Consider the following 17,050-nt stretch of genomic DNA (forward strand, 5'->3'; position numbering starts at 1 on the left):
TTGCGGAACCTGCTGGGCTGCAGACCGTCGAGGTTCTCGTTCGGCGGTGGCAGCTGCCCTGACCCGGCGCCACGATCCACCGAGCCCGTAGCGCCACCGATCAACCAATTCCGTACGGCCTCACTACAACGGGGCCTGCGGGAACACGTGATGAGGATTCCAACAGACAGAAGAGGTATACGGCCATGGCCCTCTACGCAGTTTCGATGCCCGTGATCACGGCCAACGGCGGAAGCGGCAGCCAGACGTTCGTGTATGACGAACCCGACTCCTGCTCTGCTCGGGCCAGGGCGCACGGCGACGTTTACACCGAGTCGGCGGTCCGCCACCGCCGCGGCGCGGCCGTCGACCTCAGCAAGATCACTGCCTATCCCTTGTCGCTAGCGCGGTAGCAGGTGTCCCACCCGTGCCGACGCCCTCGCAGCCGTCTGTGCCCAGGAAGGACTTCTTGATGACGACGAGCGCGCAGGGGTCCGAGGAGTCCGCACCGACCGCGAACGCCATGCGGCGGGCGCTGCGCCGTGCCCGCGATGGCGTGGCGCTGGACGTCGTCGAGGCCGCCGTGCTGCTCCAGGCCCGCGGCGACGACCTCCGGGACCTGTGCGCCTCCGCCGCCCGCGTGCGCGACGCCGGACTCGATGCCGCGGGCCGCCCCGGCGTCATCACGTACTCGAAGAGCGTCTTCATCCCGCTCACCCGCCTGTGCCGGGACAAGTGCCACTACTGCACCTTCGCGACCGTCCCCGGCAAGCTGCGCCGGGCGGGCCATGGGATGTTCATGTCCCCCGATGAGGTCCTGAGCATCGCCCGGCGCGGGGCGGAACTGGGCTGCAAGGAAGCGCTGATCACGCTGGGGGACCGCCCCGAGGACCGCTGGCCCGAGGCCCGCGAGTGGCTGGAGGCGGAAGGGTACGACGACACCATCGCGTACGTACGCGCGATGTCGATCCGCATCCTGGAGGAGACCGGGCTGCTGCCGCACCTCAACCCCGGCGCCATGACGTGGACGGACTTCCAGCGGCTCAAGCCCGTCGCCCCGTCGATGGGCATGATGCTGGAGACCACGGCGACACGGCTGTGGAGCGAGCCCGGCGGCCCGCACTACGGCTCCCCGGACAAGGAGCCGGCCGTCCGGCTGCGCGTCCTGGAGGACGCCGGGCGCAGCTCCGTCCCCTTCACCAGCGGGCTGCTGATCGGGATCGGGGAGACCTACGAGGAGCGCGCGGAGTCGCTGTTCGCGCTGCGCCGCATCTCGCGCGCGTACCACGGCATCCAGGAACTCATCATGCAGAACTTCCGCGCCAAGCCGGACACGGCGATGCGCGGCATGCCGGACGCGGATCTGGACGAACTGGTCGCCACCGTCGCCGTCGCGCGGCACATCATGGGCCCCTCCGGCTGCCTCCAGGCGCCGCCCAACCTGGTGGACGACGAGTACGCGCGCCTCATCGGCGCCGGTATCGACGACTGGGGCGGCGTCTCCCCGATCACTCCGGACCACGTCAACCCCGAACGCCCCTGGCCGCAGATCGACGAGCTCGCAGCCCGTTCCGCCGCCGCGGGCTTCTCCTTGCGTGAACGCCTCGCCGTCTACCCGGAGTTCGTCCAGCGCGGCGAGCCCTGGCTGGACCCCCGTCTGCTGCCGCACGTGACCGCCCTGGCCGAGCCGGAGACCGGCCTCGCGCGCGAGGACGCCGTGGTGGAGGGCCGCCCCTGGCAGGAGCCCGAGAATGCGTCGATGAGCTCTGACGGGCGCGGCTTCGTCTCCACGGGCCGCACGGACCTGCACCGCACCATCGACACCGAAGGCCGCACCGCCGACCGCCGCGACGACTTCGACGAGGTCTACGGGGACTGGGAGGCACTGCGCGAGGCGGCGGCCCCGGGCATGCTCCCGTCCCGTATCGATGCGGATGTGAAGTCCGCGCTGGCCGTGGCAGCCGACGACCCGACCCGGCTCACCGACCCCGAAGCCCTCGCCCTCCTCCACGCCGAAGGTCCGGCCCTGGAGGCGCTGTGCCGGGTCGCCGACGACGTGCGCCGCGCGGCCGTCGGTGACGAGGTGACCTACATCGTCACCCGCAACATCAACTTCACCAACGTCTGCTACACGGGCTGCCGCTTCTGCGCCTTCGCCCAGCGCCGTACCGACGCCGACGCCTACACCCTGTCCCTGGACCAGGTCGCCGACCGCGCCCAGCAGGCCTGGGACGTCGGCGCGGTCGAGGTCTGCATGCAGGGCGGGATCCACCCCGACCTGCCCGGCACCGCGTACTTCGACATCGCGCGCGCCGTGAAGAAGCGCGTCCCGGAGATGCATGTGCACGCCTTCTCGCCCATGGAGGTCGTCAACGGCGCGACGCGTACGGGGATGTCCATCGGGGAGTGGCTGGCGGCCGCCAAGGAAGCGGGCCTGGACACCATCCCCGGCACCGCCGCGGAGATCCTCGACGACGAGGTCCGCTGGATCCTCACCAAGGGCAAGCTGCCGACGGCCACCTGGGTCGAGGTCATCAAGACGGCCCACTCGCTGGGCATCCGCTCCTCCTCGACGATGATGTACGGGCATGTGGACCAGCCCCGCCACTGGCTCGGCCACCTGAGGCTGCTGGCTGAAATCCAGCAGGAGACGGGCGGTTTCACCGAGTTCGTCACCCTCCCCTTCGTCCACACCAACGCGCCCGTCTACCTCGCCGGCATCGCCCGCCCCGGCCCCACGACCCGCGACAACCGCGCCGTCACCGCCATGGCCCGCCTCCTCCTCCACCCACACATCCGCAACATCCAGACCAGCTGGGTGAAGCTCGGCACGGAGGGCGCCGCCGAGATGCTGTGCTCCGGGGCCAACGACCTGGGCGGCACGCTCATGGAGGAGACCATCTCCCGTATGGCGGGCTCGAGTTACGGCTCGTACCGCTCGATCCGTGACCTGGCCGCCATCGCCGACGCCGCGGGTCGGCCGTCCCGTCCCCGGACGACCACGTACGGCGAGGTCCCGGCCCAGCGGCAGGAGGCGGCGATGGCATCGGACGGGCACCTGCCGGAACTGCTGCCACCGTTGTTCTCCCCGGATGGCGCAACACCACTGCCGCTCCCCCAATCCTGGAGCCGAACGGGCGGCACGTGACGATGATGGCCATACGAAGAATCGGAGACGCCGCGACGGGCGGCGGCTGGTCCCTGGTGGTACCGCTCAAGCCGCTATCGCTGGCCAAGAGCAGGCTCGCGGAGACGGCGGGGGACGGCCTGCGGCCCGGGCTCGCGCTCGCGTTCGCCCAGGACACGGTGGCCGCCGCGCTCGCCTGTGCGGACGTACGGGATGTGCTGGTCGTCACCGACGATCCGCTCGCCCGGGTCGAACTGTCGGCCCTCGGCGCCCGTACCCTGCCCGACGCCCCGGGGGCGGGGCTGAACGCGGCGCTCGCGCACGGAGCCCGGACGGTGCGCGGCGAGCGCCCCAAGGCGCAGGTGGCCGCGCTCAACGCCGATCTGCCGGCGCTGTGCCCCGCGGAGCTGGCCCGGGTCCTGGCCGCCGCGGGGGCGTTCCCACGGGCGTTCCTGGCCGACGCGGGCGGGGTGGGGACGACGCTTCTTACGGCGGCGCCCGGGTGGGATCTCGTCCCGGCTTTCGGGGACACCTCCCGGACGCGCCACCTGGCCTCGGGTGCCGAGGAAATCACGCTCGCCGGGGTGGATTCCGTACGCCGCGACGTGGACACCCGCGAGGACTTGCTCGCTGCGCTGGCTCTGGGTGTCGGCCCCAGGACGGCTGCCGCCTCGGCCACGCTGCTGATCACAGAGCTTGGGGTGAGCCATCGCAGCCACCACCCTCCCGCTCACCTGCTGACACCGAGGGCGGCACAACTCCGTCAGAGAACCTCAAGAGAAGACCCGGGATGCCGGTAACCCGAGCTCACTCCCACACCACTTGTCTCACGCCTATCCAGGAGGGATTCCCGTGCCGATCGCGACTGTCAACCCCACCACCGGGGAAACGCTCAAGACCTTCGACGCACTCGGCAGCGAGGAGATCGACACCCGGCTGGACCGCGCCCAGCGGGCGTTCCGCGAGCACCGGGTGACGTCATTCGCCCGGCGGGCCGAGCTGATGCGCGACGCGGCGGAACTGCTCGAGGCGGACCGGGACGACATCGCCCGCACCATGACCCTCGAGATGGGCAAGACCCTGAACGCGGCGCGCGCCGAGGCCGCCAAGTGCGTCAAGGCCATGCGCTGGTACGCGGACCACGCCGAGGAGCAGCTGGCCGACGAGCGCCCGCGGTCCGCCGACGTCGAGGACTCCGGCGGCTCCCAGGTCATCGTGCGCTACCGCCCCATCGGACCCATCCTGGCGATCATGCCGTGGAACTTCCCGCTCTGGCAGGTCGTACGGTTCGCCGCCCCCGCTCTGATGGCCGGGAACGTCGGGCTCCTCAAGCACGCCTCGAACGTCCCGCAGACCGCCCTCTACCTGGAGGACCTGTTCCGCAGGGCCGGCTACCCCGAGGGCTGCTTCCAGACGCTGCTGGTCGGCTCCGACGCGGTCGCCGACATCCTGCGCGACCCCCGGATCGCCGCCGCCACGCTCACCGGCAGCGAGCCGGCGGGCCGCGCCGTCGCCTCCATCGCGGGCGACGTGATCAAGAAGACCGTCCTCGAGCTGGGCGGCAGCGACCCGTTCCTGGTCCTGCCCTCGGCCGACCTCGACCGGGCCGTGCCGACCGCCGTCACCGCCCGCGTGCAGAACAACGGCCAGTCCTGCATCGCGGCCAAGCGCTTCATCGTGCACACCGACATCTACGACGCCTTCGCCTCGCGCTTCGTCCAGTCCATGTCGTCACTGGCGGTCGGCGACCCGATGGAGGAGTCCACCGACGTGGGACCGCTCTCCAGCGAGCAGGGCCGGCGCTCCCTGGAGGAGCTGGTCGACGACGCCCGGGGTCGCGGCGCGACGGTCCTGTGCGGCGGCGACCGGCCGGAGGAGCGGACCGCGGGCTGGTTCTACGAACCCACGGTGCTGGCCGACATCACCCCTCAGATGCGCATCCACTACGAGGAGGCGTTCGGGCCCGTGGCCACGCTCTACCGGGTCGCGGACCTGGACGAGGCGCTCCAGGTCGCCAACGACACCCCGTTCGGCCTGAGCTCCAACGTCTGGACACGGGACGCGGCCGAGCAGGAGCGCTGCGCGCGAGACTTGGAGGCCGGAGGCGTCTACTTCAACGGCATGACCGCCTCACACCCCGGGTTCCCCTTCGGGGGTGTGAAGCGGTCGGGCTACGGGCGCGAGCTGGCCGGCCACGGCATCCGCGAATTCTGCAACGCCACGACAATCTGGCTCGGCGTGCCCACGCCCTGACCACCCACGCGTGGAAGGGACAATCGGCCGTCGCGTCGGGGAGGCTGGCACGGCCGCCCACATGGGTCCAGCGTCCCGTCTGCTTCCGTACGGGTGGCGATCTCCTTCAACAGCCCCTTCCTCGGCCGCCGCGTCGCCCTGCGTGCCGTCGACGCCGAGGTGGTCGGGAAGGTACGCGCGGGCCGCCTCGCCATGGGCTTTGAGCTTCGTCTGGTTGGGTGTCGCGGCGGCGAGCTCTTCCACCAAGCCGCGGATCGTGGTCGCCCGCTCAAGTTCTGGGCAGGACTCGGCGACTTCGGCGGCCATCTCGATTCGGCCAACAGCCCCACGCGCTCCCGGGCCGCCTTGGTGCTGGTATCCGCGTGGCCACTCCTCGGGGACCACCTCGTCACCGAGGCCGGGGCTGGCGGTGATGAGGTACGCGAGAGGCCTTGTCGAGGACGACGTACGCGCTCGACGTCGCTGTCACACTTCGCCTGGCCGCCTCGTCCTTCTTGCGAGGTTCCGTCCGGCGTCGACGGCATCCTGGCTGCACATGTAGGAGGGAAGGAGGCCGCAACCATGGCGGAGCTGAGCGCGTTCGAGGAATGCCGAGGCCGTCTGTGGGGTATTGTCTACCGGGTCACGGGGTCGGTCGCCGACGCTGACGAGGCGTACAGGAGGCCTGGCTGCGCTGGCAGGCGATTGCCGACGGCGAAGCAGCCGATCCCTGCGCGTACCTCACCACCGTCGTCAGCTGCATCTGCCACGACCAACTGGGGCTCGGCCCGCTCCCGGCGCGAGTCCTACGTTCGGCCCCTGGCTTCCTGAGCCCGTCATCGCAGACGGCCACGGCCTCGACCCACAGGACCGGGTAACCCTTGACGAGTCCGTCAGCATGGCCCTGCCCACGCTCCTGGAGCGGCTCACCCCCGCCGAGCGCACAGCCTTCGTTCTGCACGAGGTCTTCACCGTACCGTTCCCCGAGCTCGCCGAGGCCGTCGGCCGCACCCCCGAATCCGTACGGCAGCTGGCCTCCCGCGCCCGCAGACGCATACGTGCCGACGTCCCGCGCCGCCCGGTAGACCGCGGCGAGCACCGGCGCATGGTCGAAGCCTTTCTCGAGGCCGTGACGGGCGGGGAGTTCGACAGCCTGTTGACGATCCTCGACCCCGACGTCGTCTGGCGCTCCGACGGCGGCGGCCAGGTCACCGCGGCGCGCATGCCGGTGGCCGGCGCCGAGAAGGTGGCCCACTTCGTGCAGCGCATCGCGCGCCGTTACGACCCTGCCCGGATGGACGCGCTGGTACGGGACATCAACGGCGCGCCGGGACTGGTCATCGTCGACCCGGTGCGGCAGGAGGCGGCGGTCTTGGCTTTCACCCTCGCCAGCAGCGGGCTCATCACTCGGATCGACGCCGTCGTCAACCCGGACAAGCTGCGCCACCTCGACCGGGACATGCTCGATGTCTTCCTCGGGCGCCGGGACGGTCATGCGAGCCAGCCAAGTTGGGTGTAGACGACCTCCCTGATGATTGACGTGCGATTCTCGCCTTGGCGTCGCCATATTTTCTCATTGATCTGTCCACGAAGTCGCAGGTCAGAGGGTGACCGTGGTGACATTCGGCGATGTGCCATGGTGAGAAGAGGTGAGAATGCCCAGCGCGCTGGAATGAGAACTTCCACCGTGATCGACGCCTTATTCGACCTCGCGGACACGATCATCACCGTCCGTAGCCTCATCCGACAGTCCTGGACCACCCACCGCTGGGACAACCGCCCGAGGCGACGCCCGTGAACCCATCTGTTGGCGCGGATGCCCCCTTCGGGAAGGGGCCGGGGCGTCTGTATCGATGTGCGGCTCCGCCGCGTGGGCGGGCCGCAGGCGCCCATCTCCGCCTCTACCCGCGCTCAGGAATAGCCGCGGGCCCGGCTGGCGTTGCCACGAACATGACGACGAACGCGCTGCGGCCCGAGGTGCTGCGATACACCGCCTTCTCCAGCGCCCCCGACGGCGGAAACCCCGCCGGCGTCGTTCTGGACGCCACCGCCCTGGACGACAGCGAAATGCTGGCCATCGCCGCCGATCTCGGATACTCGGAGTCCGCATTCCTGACCGCGCCCCCGGAGGACCTCGGTGGCCAGGAGGGGCGGGCGTACAGCATCCGTTACTTCAGCCCCAAGGCCGAGGTGCCGTTCTGCGGGCACGCCACCGTCGCGACCGCCGTCGCGCTCGCCGAGCGGATAGGCCCCGGGGAGCTGGTATTCGCGACGCGCGCCGGCACCGTGCCGGTGGAGGTGGCCGAGGAGGACGGGACGCTCCGGGCCACGCTCACCAGTGTCGAGCCGCACATCGAGGAGATCGCCGACGCCAACCTCGCGGAGACGCTCGCCGCGCTCGGCTGGCCGGCCGCCGATCTCGACCCGGCCTTCCCGCCCCATATCGCCTTCGCCGGCGCCCGCCATCTCGTTCTCGCGGCGGCGACGCGCGCTCGCCTCGCTGAGCTCGCGTACGACTTCGCGCGCCTCGAAGCCCTGATGAACCGATTGGACCTGACCACGGTCCAGTTGGTGTGGCGGGAGTCGGCCACCGTCTTCCATGTCCGTGACCCGTTCCCCGTCGGCGGCGTCGTCGAGGACCCGGCGACCGGCGCCGCGGCCGCCGCGTTCGGTGCGTACGCCCGTGAGCTCGGCCTGGTCCCCGAGGACGCCGTCCTCACCCTGCACCAGGGCGAGGACCTGGGCCGCCCTGGCGAGCTTACGGTGACGCTGCGCGCGGGTGACCCGCGCGTCCGTGTCAGCGGCGCGGGAGCTCGCATCAGCTAAAGCGCCAGCCATGACGGCAGTGCAGGCACAGGCCTTCCCAGTGGTGACAGACCTTTTCGCCTCCCGGGGTGCTCCATCGCGCCCATCCGCGCAAGCTCTAAATGACCCCACCAGAGTCACGTCCTCGAATCGGGCAGCCACACGGTCCAGTAGCGAGCGCCGTCGGCAAATCTGTCAGCCGGGGCCACACCATTTCGTCGGTTTCTTGGCGTTGCCGACGAGCTCGGCGATGCTGCCGTAGTCCACCGCACTGAGCCGACAGCCCAACAGACTCTCGAGTCGGAGAAGTCGCGTCACCATGAGCCGACCCTACTGACCGCACGGAACGACGGAGGCGCCGCCGGAGAACATCACCTTCGCCTTCGGCGTCGTTCCTCGGACGCCCACCGCCAGCCGCCGCGTCTGGAGTCTCCGCAAAGGCCGACGAGTGTGTGCGCCGTAGCGCACATCTGCCCCGTGTTCCAGGCCGCCGAGACAGGTGAACAGGTCTATGGGTGCCCGGTCGGCACTGGGCTCTACCGTCGTAGTGCCTTGCGCTGAGACAACAGGGCAGGGCAGGTACAGATGTGCGATGAGAGCGTTCATGAGGGGTGTTCCTGATGGGAATGGCGAGTCACGACTTCGAGTCGGATATGAGGAAGTGCGTGCGCTTGGGCAGGGAGGCTGCACTCTCCGGCAACTACGGCCTCGGAGCCATGGTCATCAGGCACGGAGAAGTCATAGGCGAGTCGGGCAGCGGGCTCGTGGAAGGGACAGATCCGACCGCACACCCCGAAGTCGTGGCGATCAGGATGGCCGCTCAGCGCACTGGCTCCCGGTATCTTCCAGGTGCGTATCTGGTGACGACACTGGAACCCTGCCCCATGTGCACTGCCGCGGCGATCTGGGCGAAGATGAGCGGCATCGTCTACGGCGCCACCCAGCCGGACGCCGTGCGCTGGGCAGCAGGACATCCCGATGACACCTTCACCTGGCGTCAGATCGGAATGCGCGCCCGGGACGTGGTACGTGCCGGCCAGCCCGCCATCGAAGTCCACGAAGACGTGTGCCGAGAGGACTGTCTGGAGTTGTTCTCGCTCACGGGCTCTTCGCCGCGTGGCGTACACGTGCCCTGAGGGCGAGCGTGTCTGCCACGCAGACGCCAAGCGCGGCAGACACGGGCTCAGCAGCCGGAGCGACGGTGCCAGGCAAGGCTCCTTTCCCTCGTTCTTCTCCGAGGCGGCGCGGGCGAGGTCGGGCGCGCAGTACGTAGACCTCCCCCGCGGCGGGCTGCTGTTGGACGAACTGCTCCAGCCGGCCCACGAGACGTCGGGATCGAGGTTGGTCACCTCGGCGCGCGTCCCGCGTGACAGGGACTGCGCCGTCGGCAGGCGGAAGGCGGGCTGGCGGCCCTGGGTGAGCACGGGCCGCTGACACCGGTCAGGTTCGTCGACAAGCTCCAGGAGGGCGGGGTCGATTGCGCTTAGTCGGGGCCCGTGGTGCCGAGCTTGAACGTCCCGCCAGTTGCACCGTTGCCCAGCCTGGGGCAAGGAGCTGGCGCTACGGTGAATAGGCCTCGGTGCGAGATGCACCCCCGTCGTCTCGCACCGAGGCCGTACCAGACCATCCACTCTCTTCCTCGAGCACGACGCCATTGGAGGCCGGGTCAACCGCGCCATCATGCACGGACACTTCTGGTCCCCGTCCTACCTCGCCGCCTCCTGCGGAGGCGCCCCCCTGTCGATCATCAAGGAGTACATCGAGAACCAGAAGCGTCCCGAACCTGGGATACGAAGCGATGCGACGGCGCTCCGCGCCGCCCCGTTAAGGATGCGATTCATCCCGCCCCTCCGGGCGGGGATTCTCGCAAGATCACGCTAATTTCTCCCGAACCATGTTTCGTACCCTGATACCCAAGGCATCTCGCAGATCAGCGCCGTACGTTACCTATCCCGAGCGAAGCCGAAGGTAGAGGAGCAGAGCATGCTGAGTGCTTCTTTGGGTGAGGTACTCGCGGTCTACCGCATCCGGGCCGGCCTCGAACCCGCACTTGTCGCACAGCGCGCGGGCCTCTCTGAAGACCGCTATCGCGCGCTCGAGTTGGGAACCGGATGGCCCGGTGCAGCGGCCCTCCGGTCCGTGATCGACGCCCTTGAGATTCCCGAAGCTGAGCGTGCGCGATTCGAGCTCGCTGAAGCCCCGATCGACGAGTATCTGCAGCGCATGCTCCACGGGTACAACATCCCTGCACTCATCGTGGACAGCAGCTGGCGGACCATGGCAGCCAATTTCTTCGCCATAGATCTTCTACCAGGGTCGGACACCCCTGGCTGGAGCCTGATGCGTTGGATACTGCTCGACGATGATGCTAAGAAGCGGCTGGCCAATTGGGACAACACCGCGCGAGTCTTCGCGGCCGCACTGCGGGAAGCCCTCGCAGCGGCTCCCGCCGATAGCGAGCTAATCGCCATCCGCGCCGCCGTTGACCCTGCGCTGTACACGAGTGCCCCGGCAGATCTCGATTGCCCCGACGGGCGCGCCCTTATCTGGCGGACGCCCGCAGGGCCCTATCACGTCTCGGCGTGCCTGGTCACAGTTCCGGGAGGACGTCCAGACCTGCGGCAGATCACCATCGTGCCCAGGACGGCTGAGCCGGTGCTCATGGAGGAGCCCAGTGGGCACGAGGTCATCTGGCACGGCTCAGTGCTGGCCGATCTGGCGCGCTGTGGCATCTGCCACAGCGCTCTGATCGGCGGTCTGTTGACCGACTACCGCTGCGTCCACGGATGCCTTCCCGATATCCCGCCACCCGAGCTCGAGCTGCGTATTGCTCGAGAAGCGCTGCCCCGCATATTCACGCCAGAGGCCATCCGCCAGCTCGCAGCCGCCCAGGAGATCCTCACCGCGGGGGAGGCGGAGCTGGCCCTCAACGTCCCAGTCACTGCCCAACACGCCGTACATCAGTGGCAGCACTCGATGACCCCTGCCCGGCGGCGCGGAATGCTCATGCTTGCGCTCGCGTCTGTCGCTGTCAGTCCAGCGGGGGGCCAACGTGTCGGACCTCGTGCGGTTCACCTGGCGTACGCATGGCGCAATCTCTCCTGACGCCCGATCGAGCAGGCTGACCCTGGATCGAACACGGAGGGGCGCGTCAGGCTGACCGCTCGCACCCTGCCAAGCCATGGAGTTGTGCAGTAGGGGGCTAGCGCCGACGGGAATTGGGTGCCAGGCAGCTGCCTTCGTCGCGTCAGGACCATCGGGGCCCGGCCGGCTGCCCCAGCGTGGGTATCGTCGCAGTTCTTCCCGACCGGTGGGTCCCCGAGGGCGACAGTGAGGATTTGGACCAGCCTGCCACGTGGCTGTTATCCGACGTCCAGGGCTCAGCTTAGGAGGCGCACGGCAGGCAGCGCATTGGCCTCTATGTGGGGGGCATCCCGCGGTGCGGGATGCGGCGACGACTCCCAGCGGGCATGAGGAGCAGCGGACGGGACGGGATCGGCTGCATCCACCTTGCCGGTCTCGCGAGTCACCTACCGTCCGATCACCGGCGATGCGACTCGGGCGTCGTCACGGGTTACGGAGGGGACCGATGGGACGTAGGAAGCCGTCGCGCACGTATCGCACTCGCTCATCAGCGGGTGCCTCCGGAGGGAGGCCGCCCTCGGAGTACTTCCCAGCCGGTACGACGATTCAGATCGTTGTGGATGCAACAGTCAAGGCGCAGACTGCGCTCATGGAACGTGGGGTCAATCAGCGCCCTTCTCTCACAGCTGTGGCTGGCGGAAAGATCATCGGCGTGGCGTGGACTCGTCCCCTGTATACGGGGGAGGATGCACAAAGAGGCGTCGCGGACCTCTCGCTCTTTGCCGCTGCTGCACGCGCGGACTGCGTCATTCTCTCCTGGGAGACGTGCGACCTGGCCATCGCTTGCGACCTGCCTCTAGCCGCCCTGGTGCCCACGCTGAACATCTTGGTCGCCGGTGACGATGGTTCTCACCTGCACTACCAATTTCCCTACGATGAGCAGCGGCTTGATAGACCCCTGACGCAGCGAGGGCTCCAGGGCGCGGCGCCCATCTGGCATGAGCCACTGCTGCTGGAGAACGGCCCGCTGCCCGCGCCCATCAGGCAGGCCGTTGACCAGGCCTATGAGCGTCGCGACTCCATGGCCCGGTCGGGATTGGAACCGACCTTGGTGTGGATGCGCTCGCACGGCTACACCGTCAGCGTGATCGATCATCATCCTCTTCGCGCAGCAGATGATGGCAGCGACAGCTGATCGGGCGATTCGTCATGATCGGGCGGCCTCGAGGCGCATGGCGGTGAAGCATGGATGGTTGGTGACCATCCAGGCCTTGACTAACCGGGCGAAGCTGGCGTTGCCGTGCCGACGTTCGCGGTAGGTGCGCGCTGGGGTCAGCCCGGTATCGGAACTTGGCCCGGGGCATGGACCGGTCACCGGGGGCCCGTGACTGCATTCCGACACCAGACATAGCGCCGGTCCGGCTCCATCGTGCATTCGATGAGCGATACCCACCTGCCACCTCCATTCTTATGGTGGTGCCTATGCCGACCACAGTGGGGGCGTGGTGCCGTCCAGCCGACCTGGCAAGATGAAGGATCACGGTGGCCTTCACTCGTCGGCTCATGCGGCTTTGGGCTTCGTAGCAGTAACACCCGGTGGCCCCGCCTCCAAGATTTTCTTGCGGTAGGCGGCGTCGGTTCCGTACATCTTGCGTGACTTGGGCTCGTGAACGCCGTTGGTGCATCCGCCGAGATGCCTGCGGCCTATTCGGTCGATGGCGCGGTCGAACCCGTCGTGCCACAGATATGGTCCGGCTGCTGCGTCGTCTTCACTTGCGTGGGCGGACTCCCACCCGGTCCACAGTGCGGTGAGTTCGGAGACGACGGCGCCGTGTTCCCACCAGCACTCGCGCGGTAGCTGGTCCGTGGTCAGTTCGAAGGTGTCAGCGATGCGGATAACCCAGGAGGTGAACTCGGCCCATAGCTTCTCGCGGACGGCAGCTTCCAGCCTGTGCCAGACCACCGGGGCTCCAGGCGTGCGGTCGCTGGCCTCCGCGCCACCGCCACCGCCCCCGCTACTGCTGCTGCCCGCCTTGAGTGAGGCTGCGTCCTCGACCCGGGTCAGGCGTGCGGCGAAGCCGGTCATTTCGTTGTTGATCGATTCCAGGGCGTCGAAGAGTGGTCCCAGCGGATCAGGCATCGGTGACCGCCTTCCGCAGATGGCGATGTGACGGTGGGGTCTTGACAGTGCGGACCTTCGTGGTCGTGCGAGGGCGCCTTGGGTGGATCCGTTGATGTAGCACGATGCGTCTGTGCATCTGCTGGGTGCGGCGCGGGATGGCGGCCTCGATGCGGGTCAGGCGCGCGTGGTGTTCGGCCAGTTCGCTGTTGAAGCTGTCCAGGGTGTCTATGAGGAGGTCCCTGTCGTTCGTGTCCGACCGCACCGAGCTCGGGCCCGACGACAGGGCCCGTGTCTCGGAAGGGGAGCGGTTGCCCTCCAGTCGGCCTAGACGCAAGGAGAGGACAGTGAGTTCTTTGCCGATGGCTTTGATGGCGTCGAATAGGGTGCGCTGGGGGTCAGGTCGACGCATGGGTGTTCACCTTCTTCAGGGATTCCTTGGTGGCCGCTGCGATCTCCTTGGCACGAGCGCCCTCGTGGACGCGCTCGAACTTGACCCGGGTGACGGGGGTGCGACGGTGCACGACAAGGCCTTCGCGCTCCTTGATCTGGCGGATGTCGCCGGGCTCGAGGACTGCGCGGCGCCGGGTGGAGACGCTGATGGAGGCACGATCACCGTCGTCGCTGATGGACTCGGTGTCTTCTTCGAACTCGCCAGCCAGGGCCGAGTATGTTTTGAGCTCCTGCTCGTCGGACACGCCACCCAGGATGATCTTGACGGTCGCGGCCGCGAACATTTTTCGGACGCCCAGTTCGCCCCATCTTTCGTGAGCTTGGGCTAGATTCTGCAGAACTGCGACCATGAAGATGTTTTGCGATCCTGATACGGACATCAAGGACGGGATCTGCGGCAACGGGGCCACGTTGGCGAGCTCGTCACCCAGCAGCGCGAGCGGCGGGTCGAGCCGACCGTTGGGCATCCGGGCGGCGATCACCTTGGCCGTGTCGAGGATCGCGCGACTGAAGGCGGCCATGATCGGCGCCAGGCTTGAACCCTCTTCCTCCTCGCCGATCAGGAAGACGGTGCCGCCCGCGGTCAGCCACTTCGCAATGCTGAAGTTGTTCTTGTCGCGTGCCGAGTGGCCGAAGATCGCCGCGACCTTCTGGTCGTACAAGGCGAGGAAGGACTGCTCGGCGGTGCGCCAGCTCGCCGAGCGCTCCTCGGGGGCGGCGGCGTGCTGGGCAGCCAGGGCGCGGGCGAGGTTCTGCTGGTTGTGTCGCGCGAGTATGTCGACGGCCTGGCGCTCGCTCGGTGAGGTGGCCCAGCGCAGGATGTCCATGGCGCTGAGGCCGTCGAGAGCGGCGGCGTGTAGCCAGCAAGTCATGAGCATTTGCGCATTCATGACAAAGTATCCGCCGTTTTTTGTCCCTTCATCGGATTTGGTGGTTCCCGCGAGGGTCTCAGCGCGTTTGCGTGCCACGGTGAAGTCTTCGCAGCCGTCAACGAGGCTCCACTGCAGCTGGAGCGGCCAGTTGGACAGGCCCGTGGGGTCGAGAACCATGACGGGTCCATATTTCTCGCGGAATTTTGCCGTCGCGTAGAGCACGTCGGTTTTCGATGAGGTGGCCAGGACGGAGCCGGGGAAGTCGAGGATCCACGGAATGATCAACTGGCTGGTCTTGCCCTCTCGGGGCGGTGCGACGATGAGGGCTGTTTCTTCGAAGGGTATGTACAACCGGACGCCGGTGGGGATGGCGGTGCCGCAGAACACCGCGACTTCGGTCACTGCCACGTCCGTCACCTTCGGAGGAGCGTTGGTGCGCCATGGCAGCGCGCGTGCAGCGCCTGATGCCTTCTCCAAGGAGGGGCGCGGAGTTGACAGGCTTGGGCGCAGAGCGCCGAGCCGCGAGAGGGCTTTGGCCTCGCCCATGGCTTCCTCGAGCTGGGCGCGGGTGGCGAGGCCATCGGTGCCCTCATCACGCATGGCCCGCCAGCGGTGCCACCCGACGCGCACTCCCCAGCAGGTCGCGACCGCGGTCGCGAGGAAGGGCGGATAGAAGGTGAGGGGACCACCCACGCCTGCTTCGGCGGGGAAGGCGTCCTGCGGACGCAGCGGGTGGAAGAAGAGGTCGGGTATGGCTGCGGCCGTCTCGCTCCAGGACACCAGAGCGGGAGTGGCGTGAGCGAGAAGGCCGGACAGCAGTGCGGCGGCCCACGTCCAGAGGGTGAGGGCGACCGCGGTGAGGCACAGGGCGATCCACCAGGCGTCCTTGTACAGGTGCAGGCGGTTACCTGAGTGAGGGGTGACGACCTTGGCCACTAGTGCGCCTCCCTACGGGGAGCGATCGCGCAGCCGGCTGCCGTGCGGGAGGCAGCGAGCTGCTTGGGCTCGGGGTGTACGGGACTCCCGGTCGCGGTGATTCCACATGGGGGCATTGCGGGTGCGTGTGGCCGCGGGGCGTGGGCGGCACGGTTCTTGTGGGTCATCACGCTGCGCTCTTTCGCATCGAGATGAGCGGTGCCGCCGGGGTCTGATCGCCGGTCTGGGACTCCGTCATCTTGCGGTTGGTATTGGTCAGCTCGATCTCTGTGGCGCTGCGGATGTGCTCGACCAGGTGCATGCGGTTGCCGACCTGCCACACGGCGCGGCCGGGGGAGCAGCGGCTCGCGCCGTCGGTGATCGCTTCGCGCGCCCAGTCCGGCAGCTGCAGGTACTCGGCGGTGGTGTCTGCCTCCGCCTTGTCCATGTGGTAGAGCACGCGGGTGGCCGTGAGCTTCAAGATCGCGGAAGCTTCCGGGGCCTCGTCCACCATCAGATCGCCGAGGTGATGCAAGATCGCCCAAAAGGACAACCCCAGCCGTCGCCCATAGCGGACGAACTCCTCAAAGAGCCTGGCGACGGGCCGATGGGAGAGGATGTGCCAGGCCTCTTCCACGATCAACGTGCGCTTGACGGTGTCACCGGGCTTGATCCAGGCGTACCGCAGCCAGGGGCCGATGACGCTCATCAGCAGGGGCATCGCTTCGCCCTCGCGCGGCAGCTTGGTGAGGTCGAAGACGATCAGTCGCGCATCCAGATCGATGCCCGGGGTGGTGGGCCCGTTGAACAGACCCGCCAGGTCGCGGGTTTCGCTGCACAGCTGGTCCATCGCCAGCGACGCGGGCTGACCCCAGCGCACCATGTCCTCGATGCCGACCTCGCGCTTGCCGAGCATGGCCGGCTGTGGATTGGTGAGCGCGTCGTGGATGTCGGACAGCACCGGTACGCGGTCCTCGTCGGCAGCACGCACTCGCGCCGCGGCATGCGCCACCGACAGGGCGAACTCACTCTCGGATGCCAGCTCGCCACCGATGATCTCCACCATCGAGCAGAGAATCTTGAACTGGTGCTGGGACGGGATACGAGTGTCGAGCGGGTTGAGCCTGACCCCTTCGCCTTCCTCGCCGCCGTAGACCAGACGGATGGGGGTCACGCCCAGAGCGCGTGCGATGCTGTCCCACTCGCCGACGCCGTCCTCGCCTTGGGCATCCAAGATCGCGAATGACCGATCCCTGAAGCGCAACTGCCGCAGCACGTAGCACTTTTCGAGACTCGACTTGCCGAAGCCCGACTTCCCCAGGACCAGGGCGTGGCCACTGGGCAGACGTTCTCGAGCAGAGGGGTCGTAGAGGATGAACGGGTCGTAGATGTAGGCCTTGCCGGAGTAGATCTCCCGGCCGATGATCACACCGCGGGGGTCGGAAGACGGCGCCCCGACCGCCG

11 protein-coding genes and 3 pseudogenes are annotated in these 17,050 nt (G+C 68.2%); 10 read left to right on the forward strand and 4 right to left on the reverse strand.

What is annotated here, in order from left to right:
• The first annotated feature begins 451 nt into the window (after positions 1-451).
• The 10 genes and pseudogenes from ACTWP8_RS21665 (at position 452) to ACTWP8_RS21710 (ending at position 12,422) form a co-directional block, all read left to right on the forward strand.
• Positions 452-3,127 (forward strand): bifunctional FO biosynthesis protein CofGH, encoded by a 2,676-nt coding sequence (locus tag ACTWP8_RS21665; protein ID WP_443323809.1) that lies wholly within the window; start codon positions 452-454, stop codon positions 3,125-3,127.
• Between the two features lie 5 nt (positions 3,128-3,132).
• Positions 3,133-3,906: a 2-phospho-L-lactate guanylyltransferase gene (gene cofC / locus ACTWP8_RS21670; RefSeq protein WP_443323810.1), complete on the forward strand. Its 774-nt coding sequence runs from the start codon at positions 3,133-3,135 to the stop codon at positions 3,904-3,906.
• A gap of 52 nt (positions 3,907-3,958) precedes the next feature.
• The gene (locus ACTWP8_RS21675) at positions 3,959-5,359 is read left to right on the forward strand and encodes an NADP-dependent succinic semialdehyde dehydrogenase (RefSeq protein ID WP_443323811.1); all 1,401 of its coding nucleotides are present in this window, start codon (positions 3,959-3,961) and stop codon (positions 5,357-5,359) included.
• A gap of 561 nt (positions 5,360-5,920) precedes the next feature.
• Positions 5,921-6,857 (forward strand): annotated as a pseudogene (gene sigJ, locus ACTWP8_RS21680) (RNA polymerase sigma factor SigJ).
• A 156-nt stretch (positions 6,858-7,013) separates the two neighbouring features.
• A pseudogene (locus tag ACTWP8_RS21685) lies at positions 7,014-7,136 on the forward strand (IS5/IS1182 family transposase); the annotation flags it as partial.
• A 152-nt stretch (positions 7,137-7,288) separates the two neighbouring features.
• Complete coding sequence (locus ACTWP8_RS21690; RefSeq protein WP_443323812.1) at positions 7,289-8,164, forward strand: PhzF family phenazine biosynthesis protein; 876 nt, start codon at positions 7,289-7,291, stop codon at positions 8,162-8,164.
• A 605-nt stretch (positions 8,165-8,769) separates the two neighbouring features.
• Entirely contained in the window at positions 8,770-9,279 is a 510-nt protein-coding gene (locus ACTWP8_RS21695) for a nucleoside deaminase (protein ID WP_443323813.1), read from the forward strand.
• A 544-nt stretch (positions 9,280-9,823) separates the two neighbouring features.
• Positions 9,824-9,922: pseudogene (locus tag ACTWP8_RS21700) on the forward strand (transposase); the annotation flags it as partial.
• A gap of 204 nt (positions 9,923-10,126) precedes the next feature.
• On the forward strand, positions 10,127-11,248 hold the full coding sequence (locus tag ACTWP8_RS21705) for an MmyB family transcriptional regulator (RefSeq protein WP_443323814.1): 1,122 nt from the start codon (positions 10,127-10,129) through the stop codon (positions 11,246-11,248).
• 628 nt (positions 11,249-11,876) lie between these two features.
• Positions 11,877-12,422, forward strand: a complete 546-nt coding sequence (locus ACTWP8_RS21710; protein WP_443323815.1) for a hypothetical protein — start codon at positions 11,877-11,879, stop codon at positions 12,420-12,422.
• A 366-nt stretch (positions 12,423-12,788) separates the two neighbouring features.
• Here the strand turns inward: ACTWP8_RS21710 and ACTWP8_RS21715 are convergent, their stop codons facing one another.
• The 4 genes from ACTWP8_RS21715 to ACTWP8_RS21730 all read right to left on the reverse strand — a co-directional run bounded on the left by ACTWP8_RS21715 (position 12,789) and on the right by ACTWP8_RS21730 (position 17,015).
• Entirely contained in the window at positions 12,789-13,367 is a 579-nt protein-coding gene (locus tag ACTWP8_RS21715; RefSeq protein ID WP_443323816.1) for a DUF4913 domain-containing protein, read from the reverse strand.
• Positions 13,360-13,758: a hypothetical protein gene (locus ACTWP8_RS21720; protein ID WP_443323817.1), complete on the reverse strand. Its 399-nt coding sequence runs from the start codon at positions 13,756-13,758 to the stop codon at positions 13,360-13,362. The genes ACTWP8_RS21715 and ACTWP8_RS21720 overlap by 8 nt, the downstream gene beginning before the upstream one ends.
• Positions 13,745-15,607: a type IV secretory system conjugative DNA transfer family protein gene (locus ACTWP8_RS21725; protein WP_443323818.1), complete on the reverse strand. Its 1,863-nt coding sequence runs from the start codon at positions 15,605-15,607 to the stop codon at positions 13,745-13,747. Before ACTWP8_RS21725 ends, ACTWP8_RS21720 begins: the two co-directional genes overlap by 14 nt.
• Positions 15,608-15,773: 166 nt before the next feature.
• Positions 15,774-17,015, reverse strand: coding sequence for an ATP/GTP-binding protein (locus ACTWP8_RS21730; protein ID WP_443323819.1), 1,242 nt, complete (start codon positions 17,013-17,015; stop codon positions 15,774-15,776).
• Positions 17,016-17,050: the final 35 nt, after the last annotated feature.

The sequence above is a fragment of the Streptomyces sp. 7N604 genome (genome assembly GCF_052245475.1).
In the GTDB taxonomy this organism is placed as follows: Bacteria; Actinomycetota; Actinomycetes; order Streptomycetales; family Streptomycetaceae; genus Streptomyces.